The sequence below is a fragment of the Glutamicibacter sp. BW77 genome (genome assembly GCF_002332285.1).
GTDB lineage: Bacteria > Actinomycetota > Actinomycetes > Actinomycetales > Micrococcaceae > Glutamicibacter > Glutamicibacter bergerei.
Genome location: NZ_NRGT01000080.1, coordinates 11270 through 31950, shown reverse-complemented (window position 1 = coordinate 31950; position 20681 = coordinate 11270). Strand labels below are relative to the sequence as shown.

The window sequence follows — 20681 nt, the reverse complement described above, 5'->3', positions numbered from 1 at the left end:
TGCGAACAATGCAGGGAACCACCTTTCTCACTTTTCCGTGAGTACATCACGCAGCTGATCGAGCATGACAAGAAATTCATCATTCTTGGCAACCAGAACACTCTCACGACGAAAGATATATTCGATTTCATTCGTCAAAATAAGATGTGGTTGGGGCACAATAACGGGGATATGGCATTCAAGGTTCCAGATCACTACAAGCCTCGTGAAACAAGATTTTGGGTTGATGAAGAAGGCCAGAAGTGGCGCAGTTTTGGCACCATGTGTTGGCTTACCAACCTAGATATTTCCAAGCGACACGAAGAGTTGATTCTCTACAATTCCTATGATCCGGATAAGTACCGCTCCTATGACAATTTCGATGCTATCGATGTTGGAAAGGTGAGTGAGATTCCCACAGATTTCGGAGGTGTCATGGGCGTTCCTTTGGGTTTTCTAACCAAGCACAATCCAGAACAGTTCGAAATTGTAGGGATCACGAAGACCTGGTTTGGGATGGCTTCAAAAAAATATCCAACCCAGACGCAAGTTAGCTCTAACGGAAGTAGAAGCCAAGTTTCTAAGCTTAACGACGGTGCTGCCATCAAGCTTGACGCTCCACCAAGCAACAAGACCTATTACATGGTCGATGGAGAAATCTTTATCCAGACGTACCCTCGTATCCTCATTCGGAGCAAGGGAGTAGCAGCGTGAAAATTGAATTGCACCGGGTTACAGTTCGTGAGCTGACAAGTGATTACGAAGACAACCAAGAAGGCGGGGTCATCGGATATGGAGGAAAACTCGATATTCGTCCTCCCTATCAGCGCGAGTTCATCTATAAAGACAAACAGCGTCAGGCCGTGATCGAAACTGTCATCAAGGACTTTCCTCTTAACGTCATGTACTGGGCTGTTCGCGACGACGGAACTTATGAAGTGATCGATGGGCAACAACGAACGATCAGCATTTGCCAGTATGTAGAAGGAGATTTCGCGGTCAATGGCCGCTACTTCCACAATCTCCAAATAGACGAGCAAGAGCAGATCCTTAACTACCAACTCATGGTCTACTTATGCAGCGGAACCGACAGTCAAAAGCTCGATTGGTTCGAAACGATAAATATCGCTGGCGAAAAACTCACCGACCAGGAACTGCGAAATGCTGTCTATTCAGGCAGTTGGGTTGCCGATGCCAAACGATATTTCAGTAAAACGAACGCACCCGCACAGGGGCTTGCCGGTACATATATGAACGGCTCTCCGATCCGTCAAGACTACCTGGAAACAGTTATCAAGTGGATTAGTGAGTCTACAGTTGAAGAGTATATGGCTGTCCATCAGCATGACCCGAACGCTAACGAACTCTGGCTGTATTTTCAGAGCGTTATTGCGTGGGTGAAAACCACTTTCCCCAAGTACCGCAAGGAAATGAAGGGGTTGCCATGGGGTGAACTGTACAACCAGTTCAAGGACACCAAATGGAACTCTGCAGAACTTGATAAGCAAATCACTTCCCTCATGATGGACGAAGATGTAACCAATAAAAAAGGTATCTACACTTACGTTCTCAGCGGCCATGAGAAGCACCTAAATATTCGTGCTTTCAGTGATAACGAGAAGCGAGAAGCATACGAACGGCAGCAAGGGATATGTCCTGTATGTGCTGATTCTTTTCAGATTGAGGAGATGGAGGGAGATCACATCACGCCTTGGCGTGAAGGGGGTAAAACCAACGCAGCCAATTGCCAGATGTTGTGTCGGGAGGACAACCGGCGAAAAGGGTTTAAATAGCTGTAGGCCGTTCTGCTCATTACCTGCTAAGTAATATCCTGTGCAAGAAAGTGAGGCTTCCGGAGAATATGCATCGGAAGCCTCACCTTCCCAAAACGATCGTTTTTGAATCATCTACACTACTCAAAGCATCGACTGTTCAAAATTTTTTAATTGCGCTCAATACCTCGTCAAATACGGATTAAATGTTGAAGCTCAGTATAAGCTAATCAATATGATTGACTAAGGCAACTAACAGATCGATGGGTGAAACTTTTGAAAAAAATCACTTCAATTGCTCTCGGCGCTCTTCTGCTAGGTAGCTCGTTGCTGAGCGCGCCAGCTAATGCAGCCCAGATGGAGCCAGAAAATTTCGTAGAAACACAGGCAGTCCCAGCCTATGCTGTCGGGGAAAGTGGAGAACGGTTCTACTTTGACAACATTGAACAGAAGTTAGGGGTCGCGCAACCCGCAGCATACTGGTCACCCTGTGGCGTTTTCGATAAGAACGAAAAGCTCGTCAGAACTTTCAGTAGGCAAACGGTTAAAGGAGTCTCGGGACGTACAGCCTATCTACGTTGTGGCACAAACAAAGTCGTCAAAGGTAAAAATATCGGTTGGGGCTATCGGCATATCAAAGCTGGCCACATGAACGACTGGAACAACCAGGCGGAATCCTTAGGTGCGAACTGGAGGGACTTCGCGGATTGGGCAACAAACGAAGCCTTAAAATGGTCATGCCTAAAGAAATACCAAAGCGGCAATAAAACTATTCGGTACGGTGGGGTTTATGAACTTCGAGATTCCCGTGGGCGGATCATAAAAAAAGTCGGCGTCACGGCATCAGTTTCAGCCACAAATTCCCGTCTCATCACATCTCATCCCGACAGTGTGAACCGAGCTTGCGGTAAATAATCAAGCTTCGCTGGTAAGTTCTAACAAGAAGGGCTATGGCGCATGTGCGCCATAGCCCTTCTCAGTCTTCTGCTTCTATTCTCATACTTGCCCCGTACATGGTTCCCCGTGAACCAGTGAAAGTATGAAGAGCTGCTATCAACTCCGAGAACGCATACTGTTCGCCGCCGGTAAAGCCTCGCGGCATTCTAATCCCGTTCAAACCGGCAAGTTCATTTTCCGTAACCCTCCATTTGACGACCGCCGTGCCATTATCGTCAAAATTGGGATATTCGATATAGATTCCCCACGGAGTTAGGCGAGCTTCATACCCACGTTCGTTCACTAGGTAATCAACATACCTTTGACGCTTAAATGTCTCCATAGAATAATCCTAAGTCCTCCAAGCAAACAATCTAGTTACGGTAGCGAAGATCTCTGATAATGAATTCCGACAGGTTACGATTGCGATGGACCCAAGGATCTTTTTTCGCCACGAACTGTCATTGTTAGAGCTTTCTCACAGTTAGCATCATACGAACCCCAGCAGCGCCAAGGGTTAACTCTGATACCTCCACGTGGTCTTACTCCTTTAAGATGATGTGCCCATGATAGGTGTTCCTCGCGGCCTGGCAAGTGATATTCGCTTATCAGAGGCCATGCACGGGCCACGATCCGCCGTCGAAGGAGAACTCAGGTACCGCAGCTTGTGGCTTGTGTGCGGGAGGTCGTTTGGTTCCTGCTGTCCACGTGGGTGCAGGAAAAGCAGCGCAGCGATTGGGCTTTTGCTGTGCACAGGTGGGCAGGAGGCTTAACCGCGATGCCCTGGTTTCGTCGCGGTTGATTCGGCTTCGGGTAGGGTTTCCATCCAGCAGGTCGCGTTGATCGCGACCTGTAGCGTTGCCAGGGCTTGGGCGACGGCTTGTTTCGTGTCGGGATAGTCCTTGTTCCACGAGTCGGTGCTCATGGTGATGCGTCCGGTAGCGGCGAGGTCTTCCAGCTCGTTGGCCAGGGCTTTGAGATCATCGAAAATCTCTGAGGCGTTGCGAGTCATGGTTGCTGTCCTTCGGTGGTGGGGTACGGAGGAAGATTATCGAACGTGACCGACAAGTGCGGCAGCCACGTCCCGTAGGTCTCCCCTTTCTCGTCCTCCCAGACCACGTGCACTAAGTGCGGGGTGCGGGCGGTGGCCTGTCCGTGAATTTGTGGGGTTCCGGTGGGCGTATGAATGAGAGCGGTTACGGCTTGATGTGGCTGGATGGGGTGGCCTGGGTAGTCTCCGGGCTGTAGCCGCATCACTCGATAGGGTTTGCTCTGGTGAGTGAAAACGTCCCAGGGGTTCGGTACCGGGGGTGAGGTTTGAGCGCGGCGGCGGGGGGAGCTGGCGGCGGAGGCCGCCGCGCGCGATTTCTGCAACCGCTCAGTGTCCGCTTGCAGGTTTCTTTCCCAGATGCTGGGGTCGCTAGTCATAGGTTTTATTGTCCTTGGTGTGCTGGGGATATGGCTAAGTGAGGGGCTTGGTTGCCCCTCACTTAGCCGGTTATTTACTTATCGGGTGTACTGGCCTCCCCCATGGCGCTGACCGACGGCGTCAAGGCCTGGAGCGAGGCCTTCCCAGACCTGTACAAGCAGTCGCTGGCCAAGGTTCCGCTGGGCCGCTTCGGCGATCCGGAAGCTGACGTCGCACCGGTGGTCGCGTTCCTGCTCTCGGATGACGCCAAGTACGTCACCGGCCAAACTCTCATGGCAGATGGTGGAGCCAACAAGCTCTACTAGTCCCCGGAACACTTTCCTGCACTCCAGAGGCCGGGATATTATCCCGGCCTCTGGAGTGCTTTAACGTCCACCGGCTAACGCTTTCGCGCCACCATCCCAATGTGAACGATGCCGATTATTCACTGCTCTCGGTGGGGGCGCCATTGGCTCTGACCAGCAGAGCCAATGCCTGGAGCCGGGCTTTCCCAGAACTATCCGAGCAGTCTCTAGCCAAGGTCCTGCTAACTGTAGTGCCTCTGGACATTGTGAACACTAGGATCGGTGGTCTTACTCGGTCCGATCGGGTTCACGACCCCCACGGGGAATCGCGTCTAGACCAGTGCGGCCTGCAGTTCCTTGGCTGCCTGAGCCGGGTCGGCGGCGGAATAGATGGCACCGCCAGCTACGGCTACCTGCGCACCGGACTTCTGGACGTCGGCGATCGTGCTGATACTGACGCCTCCAGCCACCGAGAACGGCACCTGAGATTCCGCGCCAGCGCTCAGCAGGACATCCAGGTCGTAGCCCGGCTGCGCCTGCTCGTCCAGGCCAGCATGGAATTCGACAAATTGGACGCCCATCGTAGCAACTTCGCGGGCCCGGGCTGGCTTGTCAGCGATGCCGATCAGATCCACGACGATGCCCTTGCCGCGCTCGGTGGCGGCCTTGACTGCGCCGGCGATCGTGGAATTATCGGCGGCCCCGAGGATGGAGACCAGATCCGCGCCAGCGGCGAAAGCGATGTCCGCTTCCAGTTCCCCGGCGTCCATGGTTTTCATGTCCGCGAAGACGGTCTTGTCCGGGTGGGCCTGCTTGATGGCGGTGATCACCGACAGCCCTTCGGCCTTGATCAGCGGGGTGCCCAGCTCGATGATGTCCACATACGGGGCGACTTTTCCAGCCAGCTCCAGCGCTTCGGCGGTGCTGAGCAGATCGATGGCAACTTGGATTTTCATGATATTCCCTTTCAGGGGTTATTGGTGGTGGGTTGGTATTGGCGCCAAAACGCCGCTCTACTCCAGGTTCGCGTGGCGCTGCCACAGCTGCTGGGCGGTGGCATCATCCGCGCTCCAGAGCGTGTGGAACACGATTTCAGTGATCAGGAACAGCGCCTGCTCGAACAGGCTGCCGGAGTATTGGCGGGTAATGGACGATCCGTGGTCCGTTTTCCCTGCGGCCGGGACTTCTACGAGAACGTGGGCAGCCGACCCGATGGGGCTGGATGGATCGGTGGTGATGGCCGCGATCCGGGCACCGACCCGTTGGGCGGTGCGGACGCTCTGGACCACGCCCGCGGTGGTTCCGGATCCGGAGGCCACGAGCAGCAGGTCCCCCTCGTCGATGGCCGGCGTGGTGGCATCCCCGGCGACGTGCACGGCCAGGCCCAGATGCATCAGGCGCATCGCCGCCATGCGCAAGGCCAGCCCGCTGCGCCCGGCGCCGGCCACGAACACCCGCGGTGCCTCGCGCAGCTGCGCTGCGAGCTCGATGACCTGCCTCGGCTTCACGCCCCGCACGGTTGCCTCGATCTCCGAGTGGACCAGGTTCATGGTGTCCAGCACGTCCTGCTGGGATATCGCTTCGGTGAGGGGTTCGGCCATGGTGTTCATGCCATTCCTTTCGACAGCGCCTCCCGGCGGACCGGGTCGGCTTTGATGGGCATGAGTCAATTCTCCGGCCAGAAAGGGGTGGCCGCTACGCCATTTACAGGCAGTTGAACCTATCCTTTCGGATAGTGCCTGGTCCCCCGAGCTGCGATACACTGGCCTGCATGAGCATTCTGGACTCCTCTTTCGTCCCTGGCCTGCAAGCTGCCGCACCGGCACCAGGGGTGCTCGAATCGATCGCGCTGCTGGCCACGGCTTCACTGCCGCAGATCGCCGTTCGCCTGCGTGATGCCCTGGCTCCGGAAATCCACTGCGCGGCCCTGGCCATTTTCACCGAGGAGTGCACCGATAGGCCCAGGAAGCTCGCCGGCGACCAGCACATCACGGATCTGGTGGGCATAGCGGAACTGGATCGGATCCGCGGTTCCCATCCCGGTGAGAACCGCTGGAGCGGGCATGCCGAAATCGGCGGAGCTCCGCGGGAGATCCTCGCCCTGCGCTACCCGCCCAGCAATGCGCTGCTAGTGCTCATCGAGCCCCGCCCCGCCGGTGGCCAGCCCGAGATGATCGGATACCTGTGGAATCTGGCCGCCAACCGGATCCGCGAGAAGGTGGCCGATGCCCCTCCGTCCTATCTGCGAGAATCGCGCGCGGTCTCGGCAGAGCGGGTCCGGGTCACCGGCGAGCTGGTGGAACAGTATGCGACGAGCCTCGATATCCTGCTGGCGACCTTGCGCTCCACGCAATTGGACGATGCGGCCGCGCGCGTTGCCGCCATCAACCTTGCGGCCAAGACCCTGGTCGGGCTCAAGACCGTGGATGACCGCACCAATAGCATCGTGGAGGAACCGGTTGCTTCGGCTTTCACCCGCTTGCGCGATGACCTGCGCCCGTTGACCACTTTGAGCGGCGTGGACCTGCAATTCGTCGAGCCGCCCAAGAACGGCAGGGCGTTGCCCGGCGAGGTGGCTCATGCCGCCCGGGCCATCGTGCGAGGCCTGGCCTTGGCGATGATGGAGCAGGAAGACATCCAGCGGATCCGGGTGCAGTGGGACTGCGACGGTGAGAATTTGCTGATCAACGTCCGCGACGATGCACGCGGCGGCATCGATCCCTCCGCGGCGGCCTTGAACCGCCTCGTGCGGCGCGTGGAGGCGTTGAACGGGCTGATCGAGATCGAGGTCATGGGCGGATGGGGCATGGAAGTCTCGGTGAGGCTCCCGCTGGACGCCCCGCCGTCAGACGCGGCGGACATCGCCGAATGGAGCCTGGGCGGCCGGGAATTCGAGGTCCTGCAGCTTCTGGCAGCGGGGCAGCGCAACCGGGCTATTTCGCAGGCGCTGGGGATCAGCGAGAACACGGTGAAATTCCACGTGCGCAATCTCTTCAAGAAGATGGGCGTCGGCTCCCGCGCCCAAGCTGTCGCGCTGGCGCACAGCCATGGTGTGGCAAGCTCCACTTAGCCTCCCGGCATTGATGCTGGGCTTGGCGATGACCAGGACTGCGGACACAAACTGGTGCAGGGAAAATGCCGCACTCGAGCCCTCATCGCTATGGCCGGCCGACGGCTGACCGCGCTATTCGCCATGATCCGTGGCGTGTCATTTCATGATGTTCCGGAGCAGGAAATTGCTCCACGGTCTCCGGCCACGTCCCGCCGTGCTTGGGGCAAGCAATGGCAGGCACCATCCCGACGGCGAGTCCAGGCTCTAGCAACTATGGGCAACGAGGTGCAGGATAGGTTCCATGGATCCACAAGATGCTTTGATTCTTCCTGATGCCACCGCTTGGCGCGCTTGGCTCGACGAACACGAAGAAACCAGCGATGGCGTTTGGCTGGTAGTGGCAAAGAAGGGAACGACTTCTCCAACCTCGCTCGCTGTCGCACAATCATTGCCCGAGGCGCTTTGCAGCGGATGGATCGATGCCATTCGTCGCAAGCGCGATGAGACGACCTTCCTTCAGCGTTATACACCTCGGCGGAAGACCTCTGTTTGGTCTCAGAGGAATACTGGATTTGCGCAGGAACTGATCAACCAAGGCCGCATGCGTCCGCGAGGGTATGCGGAGATCCAAAAGGCCAAGGACGATGGGCGGTGGGAACGCGCGTACCAAGGCCAAGCCACCGCACAGGTACCGCAAGATCTCCAAGATGCGCTGGACCGATCTCCTCTTGCTGCCAAAAATTTCGCCGCGTTGAAGTCCCAGCCGCGCTATCACATCCTGCATCAGCTGATGATTTCCCGGACCCAGAAGACCCGCAGCGCGCGGCTCGCCAAGTTCCTGGCCGAGCTGGAAGCCACGGACTCGGAGGGCTGAGCCGCCAACTCCCTGTCCACGATGTGCAAAACGGTCGGCGCTGCTATTGTGTGCGGCTCGCCTCGGTGATGGCGGTTCAGACGAAGGGCGCGGCACTGGTGCGAGGTATCAGAGCACCGGCGATTCTGTCATTTCATCTGGTTCCCTGGGTTATCAAGTTATTGAGCGGAACGTGTAGTTAGAAGGAGCGCAGTCATTAGTTGAGCGCCGAGGAGCAAATGTAGCGCCGATGAGTCCTTGCGCGAACGGCGTTGGCCCCAACCGTCGGTAGGACATGTCAGCATTTATTAGAACCTCGATCGAAGGATGTCAATTGGACTCTCAGCTTCCTCTGCGAATACTTGAAGCCGTTGGGCTGCTGCACCGTTTGGGCTACTACGCTCTGCGTATTTTGCCCGGAATCAATGCCTCAGGTACGGCCTGGCGGATTGTTATTTTCAACGTCACGGAATGGAATTTCGAGGATGAGTTCGGCGACCCCTATAACGCGGAAGAGCGCTGCCTGTACTCCACGGCTGGCCAAAACGTTTTCAATAATGACGTCCAATTTCCCGAAGACGTCAGCCATGTGAGCGTTGCGGAAGCAATTCTTGAGGCGATGCCCTCGCTGCAGCGCAGTACGGGTCAAGAGAGCGGAAACCAGCAATACACCAACTGGTACGCGATGCTTTTGTCCCAAGTTCATAGCCTGGCTGATCTCCCCGTTGCCTATGCCGATTACTTCGACGATTCACTCGGCTGGGAGCTGGGGTGGGGAAGCACGCGGCGTGTGCCCGAGCCACCGAAGCATCTGCCGGCACCCAAGCCCAGTAAACGTGCCGACAGCGACGAGCACTACGTGCTCGAGCTCTGCGATCAGGTGCTGGCGGCAAAGCGGACAGGCCAGCAAACGTTCCCCTGGCTGGTCGGCGACCCATCGATAACGAACGGAAAAGTTAAGCCACTTCCGGTGGACGGTTATTGGGCTGAACTCGGAATAGTCGTGGAATATCACGAAAGGCAGCACACCGAATCGGTGCCATTTTTCGACGACAAGATGACGGCGAGCGGACGGCGACGCGGCGACCAGCGCAGGATCTACGATGCCCGTAAAGCAGAACTCATCCCGGAGCACAATTTGAAGCTTGTCATCATTGATTTTAAGAACTTCAGCAACAAGCGCGGCAAGATCGTTCGGAAGCCGAGCGAAGATTTGAAAATCGTCGAATCGATGCTCTCACAGGTTATGGAAGATTCCGCAGGAGATATCACAAGATAAAGATCGCAGAACTACCTGCAGGGCCAATCAGAACGGCAAGGCTGGGATGACACTTCCGGATCTGTGTTTTAGTTGGTCGGTGCGAGTACCTGCGGCGACTGAGCCGCTCCCCCGGCCACGATGTGCCACACGGTCGGCGTTGCTATTTGGTGCGTATTGCCTCGGTGATAGTGGTTCCCACATAGAGCACAGCGCCGGAAAGAAGTACCAGTCCACCGGTGATTCCACCGCCCAAGATGAGGCTGGCGAGGCCGAGAACCATCACTGTGCATCCCAAATACATGAAGATCGACGAGCTGGTATTCGCCTGAGTTTTTCCGGACATTTTCACGTTTTCTACAGGCTGCGACATGCCTAAACTCTAACATCTTGATAATCAGATTGTCCTCATGAAGCGACCGATTCGCCTAATCAACTCGTGCTTCACACTAGGACTGGGCACTTGCACGGCGGGGCAAAGATGCGCAGAATGAACTTTGAGGCTCACCCCGGACAACTACGGCACCGGTGCGATCCATACGGGAGGAACCCTTTGACTTTACGCGTGCTCGTCCCCAATGGCCGGCTCTTGGCGAAACTCGACGTACCCGGCGTCACTCCGATCTACTGGCACCTCAACGACTCGGTCGAGGAAGCCCCGGAAGCAGATGTGCTGATTACCGAACGTCCGTTGTTGGTCGAACGGCGCGCTCGGGTCTCTCGAATTCCGGGATTGCGCCACGTGCATCTGCTCTCCCTCGGGTACGAATGGGTTCTGGAACATCTGACTCCCGACGTTAGTTTGAGCAATTCCCGCGGTGCGGTAGAAGATGCCACTGCTGAGCACACGCTGGCTCTGGTGTTGGCTTCTCTGCGCGAGCTTCCCGCAGCAGGAGTTCAACAACAAAAGCAAGTTTGGAATCCGCTGTGGGGTGGCACTCTGCACGGAGCCACCGTTTTATTGTTGGGATTTGGCGGGGTTGGACAAGAGATCTACCAACGCCTTCTGCCCTTCAAACCCAAGGAGGTGTTCGCGGTAGCCAGCAGTGCTCGGCAGCTCGACGACGGCACACAGGTCCATGGGATCGATGAGATGCCAGATCTTCTGCCACAAGCGCAGCTCGTGATCGTGGCCCTGCCAGACGCCCCGTCCACGCGCGGAATCGTCGATGATAAATTTTTAGCGAGCATGCCAGATCGATCCCTGCTGGTGAATGTCGGACGCGGACCCGTGGTCGACACCGAGGCACTGCTCTTCGAGCTCCAGTCAGAAAGACTGTGCGCGGCGCTGGATGTCACCGACCCGGAACCGCTACCCGAAGCACACCCCTTGTGGACGGCACCAAATTGCTTGATCACCCCGCATATAGCTGGAAATACGTCGAAGTTCATCGATCTTGCGATGAACTTGGCCGTGGAACAGGTCAAGCGCTTGGCCGTCGGGCAGGAACCACTTCATCTGGTGCGTGTGGTTGGTCCGGCGAATTAGAAACTCCCAATCACCGGTTTTACCTGCTCGTTTGGGGTGCATGACTTAGGCTAGTTCCTACGATGGATATCAGGCAGAAAACTCATGACACCGGCGGCCGAGAACGCGCAATCATCGAGCAGAATCGTACCGACGAGGACGATTTCCGCATCGATATCGAACGCATCCGCTTTTCCCCGTACTTTTCACGCCTCTCCGCGGTCACCCAGGTTATTCCGCAGGCCGGCTCGGGCACCACGGTGCATAACCGGCTGACTCACTCATTGAAGGTTTCCGCCGTGGCACGCAGCATCGCCATCCGGTTGCGCACCGCAGACGAGGAGACCCGCAACCTTGTCGCGGAACTAGGCGGTTGCGATCCGGTCGTCGTCCAGGCGGCGGCTGCCGCCCACGATTTGGGCCACCCTCCTTTCGGACATTTGGGCGAACAAGAACTGGACCGGGTGGCCCGCAACATTTTGGGGTTGCCCGACGGTTTTGAGGGCAACGCGCAAACCTTCCGTATTTTGACCGCGCTGGATAGTTGTGGTGCTACGGCGCGTGGGATGAATCTGACCCGTGCGGTGCGTGCCGCGGTGCTGAAATATCCTTGGACGCGAAACGAGTGGCGCACCATGGCACCGATTTCCTCGGAGTTGCTTCCCCGCGGGGTGGGTCCCGATCCAGCGGCAGGCGCCATCAAGTATTCTGCCTACGATATTGAAGCCGCCGAGATGCGTGACGTGCTCTCGGTGTTCCCCGCCGTCGCCAAGTACCAGCAGACCGTTGAAAGTTCGGTCATGGATATCGCCGATGACATCGCCTACGCGGTTCATGATCTGGATGATTTTTACCGCGCGGGAATTTTGCAGTACACCACGGTGTCCGCCGAATTCCGGACCTGGCTGGAGCAGACCGAACAGTTGGCCGCCTTGCGCCAAGCAGATCTGGACCAGCGCAAGCCGGGCCATGCACTGGAAATGACCTGGCGTCGCGCCTTCGCCAAGGATCCATGGATTGCCGACGCGGATGCTTTCCGTGACTCGGTGCAGCGTGTAGGACATGACCTGGTTGAGGGGCTGCTGGCGGTTCCTTACGATGGAGGGTTAGAAGCTGACCGCGCCGTGACCGCATTTACCCGCCGGTGGATCGACCGGTTGCAAGAATCGGTGACCGTGGAACGTACGCCAACGATCCGCAGCGGACATGTGCGGCTCACCAAGGAGGCGTGGCATGATGTGGGCGTGCTGAAGTTTGTGCACTCGCGCTTCGTCTTGGATCGCTCGGACTTAGCCGTGTACCAGCGCGGGCAGACTCGCATCATCAAGTCCTTGGCCGAAGGATTTAACTCATGGCTTAATGACCCCGATGATGCGGCGCGTGCGCCGCGCCGCCTTCTGGACTCCGTTCAGGCCGCCACCGAGGAATACCGGCAGTTGCGCGCGCACTCCCCCGAGCTGTTCTTGCAGGCCGGCCCGAATGAGGTGCAGCGCTTAGGCCAGGCCCGCGCGATCGTGGATTACATTGCCTCGTTTACCGATGCGCAGGCGGTCTCGTTGAACGCCCTGTTGGCGGGTACGGCAGATAATTTGTGGGAGGCCGGCCGCGGGCTTTAAGCCCGCGCGGCTCCTCGGATGTTTGGACCTAAGGATCAGATAAAGGCGACGCCGGGGCCGTGTATAGAACCTCTTCGTTCCTCACGCCCGGTAACCAGCATCAACAGTTCAATCAGCGGGCCCCTAATTTCCATCCCAGTGCCAAGGTTGAAGTTGTCATCCTCGGCGACCAAGGTGACCCGGCGCGCCAACTCTTTTGCGCCACCGAAGGCTTTGCTCGTGCGCGTCTGGTAGCTAATGGCTAGTTGCACTGACTGTGGCGGGTAGTTGCGTTCAATTCCCAGCGGACGCCGGATGTCTTCGCCGTGCGCGATTTCTTCTACCAAGCGGCTGGCGAGTGGGGCCGGTGGCCCGCTGCGTCGTTCGGCCACTTCGCGGAGTGCTGCGAGGGTCTCCTGGGCGCTCGCGCCTTTTTCTGCGGCGACACCGTTTGCGTTCTGTTGGTCAAAATCAAAGCGGGCTTTTGCCATGGCTATCGCAAGTCGAGGCGTTGTAGTGCGCGCGTTATCAATCAGATGCGCGGCAACATCTTGAACCGTCCAGCCGGCGCATAAGGACGGTGTGGCCCATTGTTCCTCGCTCAGTTCGGCGAGATCCTTGATCAGTGCTTTGCGTTCGGCATGTACTAGTTCCCAGATCTGACTCATAAATTGAGTCTTCCAGTTCGGCCGACCAGAGACAACATCAGGCTCTGCGCGCATTGGCTGACTACACGGATAAGCTCTCAACAAAATGACATTGAACGGGTGGCCCAAGTGATTTGCAAATGTTAACGACGAAGGCCGCGTAACTACCAATCGGTAGTTACGCGGCCCTCGTTGACTAGCTTGAGACTACTTGGTCAGCAATTCCAGAGCCTTGTTCAAGGTAGCGCTTGGACGCATGATGGCCGCGGTCTTTGCCTCGTCCGGACGGTAGTAACCAGCGATATCCACTGCCTTGCCCTGGACCTGGGCCAGCTCGGAAACGATGGCTTCCTCATTCTCGTCCAGTGCCTTGGCTACAGCGGAGAAGGCCTGCGCAAGCGCAGCATCCTTGTCCTGCTTGGAAAGCTCTTCGGCCCAGAACTTAGCTAGGTAGAAGTGGCTGCCACGGTTGTCCAACTCGCCAACCTTACGCTTAGGCGACTTGTCTTCCAGCAGGAAGGTGCCGGTTGCGGCATCCAAGGTATCTGCCAGAATCTGTGCGCGAGCGTTGTCAGTGGTGTTGGCCAGGTGTTCGAAGGAAGCACCCAGAGCCATGAATTCACCCAGTGAATCCCAGCGCAGGTGGTTTTCGTTCACCAGCTGCTGCACATGCTTTGGAGCCGAACCACCGGCGCCGGTCTCGAACAGTCCACCACCGGCAAGCAGTGGGACGATCGAAAGCATCTTGGCCGAGGTACCCAGTTCCAGAATTGGGAACAGGTCGGTCAGGTAGTCGCGAAGCACGTTACCGGTCACCGAGATGGTGTCCTCGCCCTTGCGGATACGCTCGATGGTGTACTTGGTAGCCTCGATCGGATTCAGGATTTCGATGGTCAGGCCATCGGTGTCGTATTCCTTGAGGTACTCGTTGACCTTGGTGATCAGCACGGCGTCGTGTGCGCGCTTCTCATCCAACCAGAAGACCGCTGGGGTCTGCGAGGCGCGGGCACGGTTTACAGCAAGCTTGACCCAGTCACGGATGGCAACATCCTTGGCCTGGCAGGCACGCCAGATGTCGCCGGCGAAGACCTGGTGTTCGATCAGCACGGTGTCGTTCTCGTCCAAGATCTGCACGTGGCCGTCGGCAGCCAGCTCGAAGGTCTTGTCGTGGGAACCGTATTCTTCGGCCTTCTGAGCCATCAGGCCCACGTTTGGTACGGTGCCCATGGTGGTTGGATCGTAGGCGCCATTTGCACGGCAATCATCGATAACCGCCTGGTATACGCCCGAGTAGGACGAGTCCGGCAGGACGGCCAAGGTTTCGGCTTCCTTACCGTCTGGGCCCCACATTTTTCCGCCGAGGCGGATCATTGCTGGCATCGAAGCGTCAACGATGACATCCGATGGAACGTGCAGGTTGGTGATGCCCTTGTCGGAATCGACCATGGCAACGGCGGGGCCTTCTTCCAGACCCTTAGCGATCAGCTTCTCCACCCCGGCGCGAACGTCATCAGAGAGTTCATCTAGTCCGCCGAGGATGGCAGCTAGGCCGTTGTTTGGGTTCAGACCCGCGGCCTTTAGCTCGTCACCGTAGGTAGCGAACAGCTCGGAGAAGTACGCCTTGACGACGTGACCGAAGATGATTGGGTCCGAAACCTTCATCATGGTGGCCTTCAGGTGAGCCGAGAAGAGCACACCGTCTTCCTTCGCACGGGCTACTGCGTTCTTCAGGAACTCGGTCAGTGCAGCGACGTGCATGACGGTACCGTCGATAACTTCGCCTTCAAGAACCTTGAATGGCTTCTTCAGAACTTTAACCGCTCCGTCTTCGCCAACGAAGCGGATGGAGATGGACTTGTCCTTGTCGATGACGATGGACTTCTCATTGGAGGCGAAGTCATCGGCTGCCATGGTGGCAACGTTGGTCTTTGAGTCCGAGGCCCAGGCACCCATGGAGTGTGGGTACTTGCGTGCGTAGTTCTTCACGCTCAATGGTGCGCGGCGATCCGAGTTACCTTCACGTAGCACTGGGTTCACGGCAGAGCCCTTGAGCTTGTCGTAACGTGCTCGGACATCGGTGTCCTCATCCGAGGATGGGTTCTCCGGGTAATCTGGCAATGCGTAGCCAGCTGCCTGCAGTTCGGTGATGGCAGCCTTGAGCTGTGGGATCGATGCCGAGATGTTTGGAAGCTTGATGATGTTTGCTTCCGGGGTCTTGGCTAGGTCGCCAAGCTCGCTCAGTGCATCGGCGATGCGCTGTTCTTCGGTGACATAATCCGGGAAAGTGGCGATGATGCGCCCTGCCAGCGAAATGTCGCGGGTCTCAAGTTCAACACCGGCGGTTGACGCGAAGGCCTCCACGATCGGCAGGAACGAGTGCGTTGCCAGCATCGGGGCTTCGTCGGTGTGGGTGTAAATAATCTTGGCCATAAGTGTGGCGTCTCCCTGAACGTCGTGCGGAAGCGGGCTATCCGCCCTAAACTCAACGTTCTCAACTTACCTGATTTTGTCCTGCACCACACTTTTGGGCGTTTACTTTATAGCTAAATTTCACGCTTTTTCCCTGAAATACCGCGATGAATAGTGCCCGAGCACTTTGTCACACTTAAGTTAATGAGCAGTAACTCAATGTGCAAACGAGAAGGTTTAGGCCCCACGGGAATCTATCGACGCTATCTGCGAGAGACTAATGATTGCCTTCTCGAAAAGTTCAGCTGGCGTTGAGGTCAGCCCAGCAGCTTCTTCATACGCAAAACACTGCCACGCAACACGCCAAGCAGTTGCCACCAATTCAGCGACCAGCATCGCCTGCATCACGTCTAGCACTTCGCGTTCGATCAATGACTGACTCAGTGAAACGACTAGTTCTTGCTCGCGGCGCGTGGCGATCACCAGCAATTTGGGGTCTTGACGCATGAGCCGGGAGATCCGTCGGATTTCATGGTGACGAACCTCGACACTGAAATGCATTCGACACACTTCAAGCAGTGCATGGAAAATTTCAGAGGAGGATTTTCCTGCCACAATTTCAGCTCCGGCGAGCGCGGCGATGAGATCGCTTTGGCCCGGGACGATGGCCGATTCTTTCGAATCGAAGTAACGGAAAAATGTACGCTCGGAGATTCCCGCGCGTTCGGCAATTCGCGCCACGGTAGTTGCCTCAAGCCCCAAAGATTCAATGAGATCTAGGGTCGCTGCCTGAATAGCCTGCTTGGTAGCGGCTTTATGATCGTCACGAATTCCCATTAAATTTCCTACTTGTTGTTCTGCCTCTAGTCATCATCCTACGACCCTCCAGCGCAGAGTTGTTTTCTGTCACACTCTGCCAGTTTCGCTTACGAAATTGTGTCACCTTGTGACAGAATTTGAAAGTTGAACAATTCTAGAAAGAGGAATCCGTGGCTCCTGAGCGCACCGAAATCAAGGCCGAAACCGCGCCTTCACGACCCAAAAATCCGGTACTGCCCACTAAGCAGCTCACCGGAATCATCGGAGCACTGGCGCTAGCCGCGTTCTTGATGATTATGAACGAAACTGTCCTGACGGTGGCTCTCCCAGCCATTATGGCGGATATGGATATTTCGGCTTCGGCCGGGCAGTGGCTCACCACAGGATTCCTCGTGACAATGTCCGTAGTTATCCCGACCACCGGCTTCCTACTGCAGCGCTTCAGCAGTCGTTCGTTGTTCGTCTTCGCGCTGTCCAGCTTCTTGGTCGGCACATTGATTGCAATTTTCGCCCCGAGTTTCGCTTTCTTGCTGCTCGCTCGAATCATTCAGGCCGTTGGCACCGCTATCGTCTTGCCATTGTTGATGACTACCACCTTGTCCTTAGTCCCGGTGCACAAGCGCGGCATGGTCATGGGCCTGAACTCCATCGTGATCTCAGTCGGTCCTGCCGTTGGCCCGACCGTCTCCGGCGCAATTGTTCACGCGTGGGGATGGCACTACATCTTCGTACTGATGGCTCCGTTGGCAGTGATCACCTTAATCTTGGGCATTATTTTCATCAAGCTTCCATCAAACGCACGCAAGCTTCCGGTCGATATTTTCTCGGTGATCCTTTCCGCGCTCGCCTTTGGTTTGCTGGTCTACGGCATCGCCAGCATTGAAAAGGCCAGCGAAAATATGGGCTTGACCGTGGCAACCTTTGTTGTCGGCCTGGCCTCCTTGGCACTGTTCATCAAGCGTCAGATTCGCTTGACCCGCGAGGGGAAGGAACTACTGAACCTCACCCCCTTCGCCTCGCGCAACTTCACCTTTGCAATCGTGCTGATCATGATTGCCTTCGGCACATTGCTCGGCACGATCATGATGGTTCCCATCATTCTCGAATCAGGCAAGGGCATTAGCGCTCTAGCCATTGGCATGATGTTATTGCCAGGCGGTCTCGCACAGGCCATCGTTTCACCAATTTTCGGCCGCATTTACGACAAGCACGGCCCTCGCCCAGTCTTGATCCCCGGCGCCATCATGCTGGCCTTGGGCCAGTGGATGTACGTCACGGTCACCACCGAAACCGAACTGTGGATGTTCATGATCTGCCACGTCATCTTCTCGATCGGTCTGGCATTGCTGATGACCGGTTTGATGTCCTCGGCTATGGCCTCGGTCAATCCCCGCCTTTACGGACACGGTTCGGCGATCTTCAGCACCGGTCAGCAACTCGGCGGCGCCATCGGCACCACGATCTTCATCACCGTGATGTCAGTGCTGTCCAACAAAGATCTCGCGCAGGGCTCCGACCTGGCGCAGTCGCTCTTCACCGGTGCGCATGCCGCCTTTATCGTGGGCGCATTGTTGGGCACAATCGGCGTGGTGCTCTCGTTCTTCATCAAGGTCGAAAAGCGCGCCTAATGTGGGCTAGCAACTTCGGTTGAATCGCTAAGCAGGGGTCCGCAGCCAGTGGCTGCGGACCCCTGCTGCGTTTAATAATTACCTTCACCTGGCTACGCATTAATATTCTGCGCGAAGCCAAGAAAGATTGTTGAACAATATGCGTTTTTGGTGCATGCTTAGATAAACGACGTGGAGAGACGGGGATCACAGATGACGTATATCGACCTTAATTCTGATGTAGGCGAGTCCTTTGGCAACTGGGCCATGGGTGATGATGCAGCAATCTTCACCTCGGTCTCCTCGGCTAATGTGGCCTGTGGTTTCCACGCAGGCGATCCAAGCGGTATCGCGCAGACCTGTCGTGACGCGGTCAGCGCGGGAGTCACCATTGGCGCTCACGTCGGTTACCGGGATTTGGCCGGATTCGGCCGTCGCTTCCTAGACTGCTCGGCCACCGAGCTAGCAGACGATGTGCTCTACCAGCTCGGGGCGCTCCAGGCCCTGGCGCGCGCAGCAGGTTCCAATATCAAATACGTCAAACCCCATGGGGCGTTGTACAACACGATTGTTCATCATGAGGTTCATGCCCAGGCCGTCATCGATGCAATTAAGGCCTTTGGCGAAGATCTCCCGGTGCTCTTACTTCCTGGTTCGGTGGCGTTAGCGAAGGCAGAACACGCCGGATTGCGCCCAGTAGCCGAAGCTTTTGCGGACCGTAATTACAACCCCGACGGCACCTTGGTTTCTCGTCGCGAAGCCAATGCGGTGCTCCATGACAGTGCCCAGGTGACCGAAAATATGATTCGTCTGGCAAGTGAGGGCACGCTCAAAGCCATCGACGGATCGGTTATCCAGATGCCGGCCGAATCCATCTGCGTTCACGGAGATACCGCCGGATCCGTAGCCATGGCCGCGGCGGTGCGCGCCGGGCTAGAATCCGCCGGAGTGCAGATCAAGAGCTTCGTATGAGCATTACCAATGTATTTGCCGCCGGAAGCCATGATGTCCTTGTCGAGTTAGAAGACCTAGAATCGGTCCTAGCTCTCGACGCATTCCTACAAGCCCAGCCGCTACCTGGCCAACGCGATGTTTTGGCTGCAGCCCAAACGGTCATGGTGAAGTTCAAAACCAGCGAGCATGCTCGAGTCGCCGTCAAACATCTGCCCCAGCTGAAGCTCAACACGGCAGCTGTGGCTTCCGGAAAACTTGTCACTATCGAGGTCTACTATGACGGCGAAGACCTCGATACCGTCGCTCAGCTCACCGGTTTGAGCACGCAGGCCGTGGTCAATGCGCACACCGGCCAGCAGTGGCGGGCCGCTTTTGGTGGCTTCGCTCCTGGCTTCGCTTATCTGCTCGGTGAAAATAAGGTACTGGAAGTGCCTCGCCGTGAAACGCCACGTACCTCGGTACCCACCGGTTCGGTCGCGCTGGCTGGAGAATACTCCGCGGTATACCCGCGCCAATCCCCCGGAGGTTGGCAGCTGCTAGGCCACACCGACTCGGCGCTGTGGGATTTGGACCGGGAGAACCCAGCCCTTATCCGTCCACAGGATCGGGTGCAGTTTGTGGCCTCGCGCCACGCCTTGAATGTCCACACCGAAACACCCACCGCCCAAGTCACCGACGCGCCTCGTGGCGATGGACTCGAAGTGCTCGATTCCGGTTTGCAAAGTTTGCTACAAGACGCCGGCCGCTACGGCTTTGGTGCGCTTGGCGTACCTGCCAGTGGCGCCGCAGATACAACCTCGCTGTATCAGGCAAACAGGCTGGTCGGGAATACCCCCAACCAAGCGTGTATTGAAAATTTGACTGGCCGTATGAGCTTGCAAGCCCATGGAGATCAAGTCCTAGCGGTCAGCGGCGCGGAAGCTAAACTGAGCATCACTCCAGCACCCGAGGATCTCGTCCGCACCGAACGTGAAGCCTATATGGACGCACCATTCGCGCTGTTGAACGGCGAGCGCTTGGATTTAGCACCTACAGGTAACGGTTTACGCAGCTACATCTCGGTACGCGGCACCATCCAACTGCCGAAAATTCTCGGTTCTTTAGCTACCGACACACTCTCCGGTGTTGGTCCTGCCCCATTGACTACAGGAACTTTCCTGCCGGTTGCACCACCAGAGAATCTCCAAGTAGTCGGAGAGCGCGAGCCTAGTACCTTACCGATTCAAGACACCGATGGGTGCTTCGTCTTACGCGTCAGCGTGGGGCCTAGAGATGACTGGTTTGGCCCGGTGGGTGTGGAGAAACTGCTCAATCAGCAGTGGTTGGTTACTAGTGAATCGAACCGCATCGGAGTGCGCTTAGGCGTGGAAGGTGAAGCAAGCGCCCTGGAACGAGTCCGCACTGGAGAACTTTCCAGTGAGGGTGTAGCTCTGGGCTCGCTACAGGTCCCACCATCCGGATTGCCGGTCTTATTCCTCGCCGACCATCCGGTCACCGGAGGTTACCCGGTCATTGCTACCGTGATCGCCGAAGACTTATCTGTTGCCGCACAACTACCGCCGGGTAGCCATATCCGTTTTGAACTTTCCGAATCCGCTCCAAGCACCGAAGGAAACTAG

21 protein-coding genes are annotated in these 20681 nt (G+C 56.8%); 12 read left to right on the top strand and 9 right to left on the bottom strand.

Annotation, left to right across the window (positions count from 1 at the left end; genetic code table 11):
• The 3 genes from CIK74_RS16585 to CIK74_RS16575 form a co-directional block, all read left to right on the top strand.
• On the top strand, positions 1-693 hold a 693-nt coding region (locus CIK74_RS16585), incomplete at its 5' end, for an adenine-specific methyltransferase EcoRI family protein (RefSeq protein WP_240520574.1).
• On the top strand, positions 690-1772 hold the full coding sequence (locus CIK74_RS16580; RefSeq protein WP_096257433.1) for a DUF262 domain-containing protein: 1083 nt from the start codon (positions 690-692) through the stop codon (positions 1770-1772). The genes CIK74_RS16585 and CIK74_RS16580, both read left to right, overlap by 4 nt.
• Before the next feature lie 255 nt (positions 1773-2027).
• Positions 2028-2666 carry a hypothetical protein gene (locus CIK74_RS16575; RefSeq protein WP_205738300.1) on the top strand — a complete coding sequence of 213 codons (639 nt, stop codon included), beginning with the start codon at positions 2028-2030 and terminating at the stop codon, positions 2664-2666.
• A gap of 61 nt (positions 2667-2727) precedes the next feature.
• Here the strand turns inward: CIK74_RS16575 and CIK74_RS16570 are convergent, their stop codons facing one another.
• The 3 genes from CIK74_RS16570 to CIK74_RS16560 form a co-directional block, all read right to left on the bottom strand.
• Positions 2728-3030 carry a hypothetical protein gene (locus tag CIK74_RS16570; RefSeq protein ID WP_013350251.1) on the bottom strand — a complete coding sequence of 101 codons (303 nt, stop codon included), beginning with the start codon at positions 3028-3030 and terminating at the stop codon, positions 2728-2730.
• 426 nt (positions 3031-3456) lie between these two features.
• On the bottom strand, positions 3457-3699 hold the full coding sequence (locus CIK74_RS16565) for a hypothetical protein (protein ID WP_013350250.1): 243 nt from the start codon (positions 3697-3699) through the stop codon (positions 3457-3459).
• Positions 3696-4115, bottom strand: coding sequence for a hypothetical protein (locus tag CIK74_RS16560; RefSeq protein ID WP_096257430.1), 420 nt, complete (start codon positions 4113-4115; stop codon positions 3696-3698). Before CIK74_RS16560 ends, CIK74_RS16565 begins: the two co-directional genes overlap by 4 nt.
• Positions 4116-4217: 102 nt before the next feature.
• Between CIK74_RS16560 and CIK74_RS16555 the strand changes: the two genes are divergently transcribed.
• Positions 4218-4421, top strand: a complete 204-nt coding sequence (locus tag CIK74_RS16555) for an SDR family oxidoreductase (protein ID WP_041648428.1) — start codon at positions 4218-4220, stop codon at positions 4419-4421.
• Between the two features lie 311 nt (positions 4422-4732).
• Here the strand turns inward: CIK74_RS16555 and hxlA are convergent, their stop codons facing one another.
• Together hxlA and hxlB are read right to left on the bottom strand one after the other, a co-directional pair.
• Positions 4733-5356, bottom strand: a complete 624-nt coding sequence (hxlA, locus tag CIK74_RS16550) for a 3-hexulose-6-phosphate synthase (RefSeq protein ID WP_096257428.1) — start codon at positions 5354-5356, stop codon at positions 4733-4735.
• Between the two features lie 57 nt (positions 5357-5413).
• Positions 5414-6010 carry a 6-phospho-3-hexuloisomerase gene (hxlB, locus tag CIK74_RS16545; RefSeq protein ID WP_096257426.1) on the bottom strand — a complete coding sequence of 199 codons (597 nt, stop codon included), beginning with the start codon at positions 6008-6010 and terminating at the stop codon, positions 5414-5416.
• Between the two features lie 161 nt (positions 6011-6171).
• On the opposite strand from hxlB, the gene CIK74_RS16540 reads away from it, so the two are divergent.
• The 3 genes from CIK74_RS16540 (at position 6172) to CIK74_RS18960 (ending at position 9584) form a co-directional block, all read left to right on the top strand.
• Positions 6172-7470, top strand: a complete 1299-nt coding sequence (locus CIK74_RS16540) for a LuxR C-terminal-related transcriptional regulator (protein ID WP_096257425.1) — start codon at positions 6172-6174, stop codon at positions 7468-7470.
• A gap of 283 nt (positions 7471-7753) precedes the next feature.
• Entirely contained in the window at positions 7754-8326 is a 573-nt protein-coding gene (locus tag CIK74_RS16535; protein WP_096257423.1) for a YdeI/OmpD-associated family protein, read from the top strand.
• Between the two features lie 313 nt (positions 8327-8639).
• Positions 8640-9584, top strand: coding sequence for a hypothetical protein (locus tag CIK74_RS18960; RefSeq protein WP_205738299.1), 945 nt, complete (start codon positions 8640-8642; stop codon positions 9582-9584).
• Between the two features lie 142 nt (positions 9585-9726).
• On the opposite strand, the gene CIK74_RS16525 is transcribed toward CIK74_RS18960, so the two are convergent.
• A complete protein-coding gene (locus CIK74_RS16525) occupies positions 9727-9936 on the bottom strand; it encodes a hypothetical protein (RefSeq protein ID WP_096257421.1) in 210 nt (69 codons plus the stop codon).
• A 180-nt stretch (positions 9937-10116) separates the two neighbouring features.
• Between CIK74_RS16525 and CIK74_RS16520 the strand changes: the two genes are divergently transcribed.
• A complete protein-coding gene (locus CIK74_RS16520) occupies positions 10117-11052 on the top strand; it encodes a 2-hydroxyacid dehydrogenase (RefSeq protein ID WP_170947923.1) in 936 nt (311 codons plus the stop codon).
• 62 nt (positions 11053-11114) lie between these two features.
• Positions 11115-12647, top strand: a complete 1533-nt coding sequence (gene dgt / locus CIK74_RS16515; RefSeq protein WP_096257418.1) for a dGTP triphosphohydrolase — start codon at positions 11115-11117, stop codon at positions 12645-12647.
• A gap of 35 nt (positions 12648-12682) precedes the next feature.
• On the opposite strand, the gene CIK74_RS16510 is transcribed toward dgt, so the two are convergent.
• From CIK74_RS16510 to CIK74_RS16500, 3 genes are all read right to left on the bottom strand, one after another.
• A complete protein-coding gene (locus CIK74_RS16510) occupies positions 12683-13294 on the bottom strand; it encodes a maleylpyruvate isomerase family mycothiol-dependent enzyme (protein ID WP_096257416.1) in 612 nt (203 codons plus the stop codon).
• Between the two features lie 186 nt (positions 13295-13480).
• Positions 13481-15703 (bottom strand): NADP-dependent isocitrate dehydrogenase, encoded by a 2223-nt coding sequence (locus CIK74_RS16505; protein WP_096257414.1) that lies wholly within the window; start codon positions 15701-15703, stop codon positions 13481-13483.
• A gap of 216 nt (positions 15704-15919) precedes the next feature.
• Entirely contained in the window at positions 15920-16519 is a 600-nt protein-coding gene (locus CIK74_RS16500) for a TetR/AcrR family transcriptional regulator (RefSeq protein ID WP_096257412.1), read from the bottom strand.
• A 152-nt stretch (positions 16520-16671) separates the two neighbouring features.
• On the opposite strand from CIK74_RS16500, the gene CIK74_RS16495 reads away from it, so the two are divergent.
• From CIK74_RS16495 to CIK74_RS16485, 3 genes are all read left to right on the top strand, one after another.
• Positions 16672-18129, top strand: coding sequence for an MDR family MFS transporter (locus CIK74_RS16495; protein WP_240520573.1), 1458 nt, complete (start codon positions 16672-16674; stop codon positions 18127-18129).
• 192 nt (positions 18130-18321) lie between these two features.
• On the top strand, positions 18322-19080 hold the full coding sequence (locus CIK74_RS16490; protein ID WP_096257410.1) for a 5-oxoprolinase subunit PxpA: 759 nt from the start codon (positions 18322-18324) through the stop codon (positions 19078-19080).
• Entirely contained in the window at positions 19077-20681 is a 1605-nt protein-coding gene (locus CIK74_RS16485) for a carboxyltransferase domain-containing protein (protein ID WP_096257408.1), read from the top strand. Before CIK74_RS16490 ends, CIK74_RS16485 begins: the two co-directional genes overlap by 4 nt.

What these genes read in the sequence shown, in the direction of transcription:
- CIK74_RS16570 (WP_013350251.1), bottom strand. Translation starts at nt 3,030, where the DNA reads ATGGAGACATTTAAGCGTCAAAGGTATGTTGATTACCTAGTGAACGAA.
- CIK74_RS16565 (WP_013350250.1), bottom strand. Translation starts at nt 3,699, where the DNA reads ATGACTCGCAACGCCTCAGAGATTTTCGATGATCTCAAAGCCCTGGCC.
- CIK74_RS16560 (WP_096257430.1), bottom strand. Translation starts at nt 4,115, where the DNA reads ATGACTAGCGACCCCAGCATCTGGGAAAGAAACCTGCAAGCGGACACT.
- CIK74_RS16555 (WP_041648428.1), top strand. Translation starts at nt 4,218, where the DNA reads ATGGCGCTGACCGACGGCGTCAAGGCCTGGAGCGAGGCCTTCCCAGAC.
- hxlA (WP_096257428.1), bottom strand. Translation starts at nt 5,356, where the DNA reads ATGAAAATCCAAGTTGCCATCGATCTGCTCAGCACCGCCGAAGCGCTG.
- hxlB (WP_096257426.1), bottom strand. Translation starts at nt 6,010, where the DNA reads ATGAACACCATGGCCGAACCCCTCACCGAAGCGATATCCCAGCAGGAC.
- CIK74_RS16540 (WP_096257425.1), top strand. Translation starts at nt 6,172, where the DNA reads ATGAGCATTCTGGACTCCTCTTTCGTCCCTGGCCTGCAAGCTGCCGCA.
- CIK74_RS16535 (WP_096257423.1), top strand. Translation starts at nt 7,754, where the DNA reads ATGGATCCACAAGATGCTTTGATTCTTCCTGATGCCACCGCTTGGCGC.
- CIK74_RS16525 (WP_096257421.1), bottom strand. Translation starts at nt 9,936, where the DNA reads ATGTCGCAGCCTGTAGAAAACGTGAAAATGTCCGGAAAAACTCAGGCG.
- dgt (WP_096257418.1), top strand. Translation starts at nt 11,115, where the DNA reads ATGGATATCAGGCAGAAAACTCATGACACCGGCGGCCGAGAACGCGCA.
- CIK74_RS16510 (WP_096257416.1), bottom strand. Translation starts at nt 13,294, where the DNA reads ATGAGTCAGATCTGGGAACTAGTACATGCCGAACGCAAAGCACTGATC.
- CIK74_RS16505 (WP_096257414.1), bottom strand. Translation starts at nt 15,703, where the DNA reads ATGGCCAAGATTATTTACACCCACACCGACGAAGCCCCGATGCTGGCA.
- CIK74_RS16500 (WP_096257412.1), bottom strand. Translation starts at nt 16,519, where the DNA reads ATGGGAATTCGTGACGATCATAAAGCCGCTACCAAGCAGGCTATTCAG.
- CIK74_RS16490 (WP_096257410.1), top strand. Translation starts at nt 18,322, where the DNA reads ATGACGTATATCGACCTTAATTCTGATGTAGGCGAGTCCTTTGGCAAC.
- CIK74_RS16485 (WP_096257408.1), top strand. Translation starts at nt 19,077, where the DNA reads ATGAGCATTACCAATGTATTTGCCGCCGGAAGCCATGATGTCCTTGTC.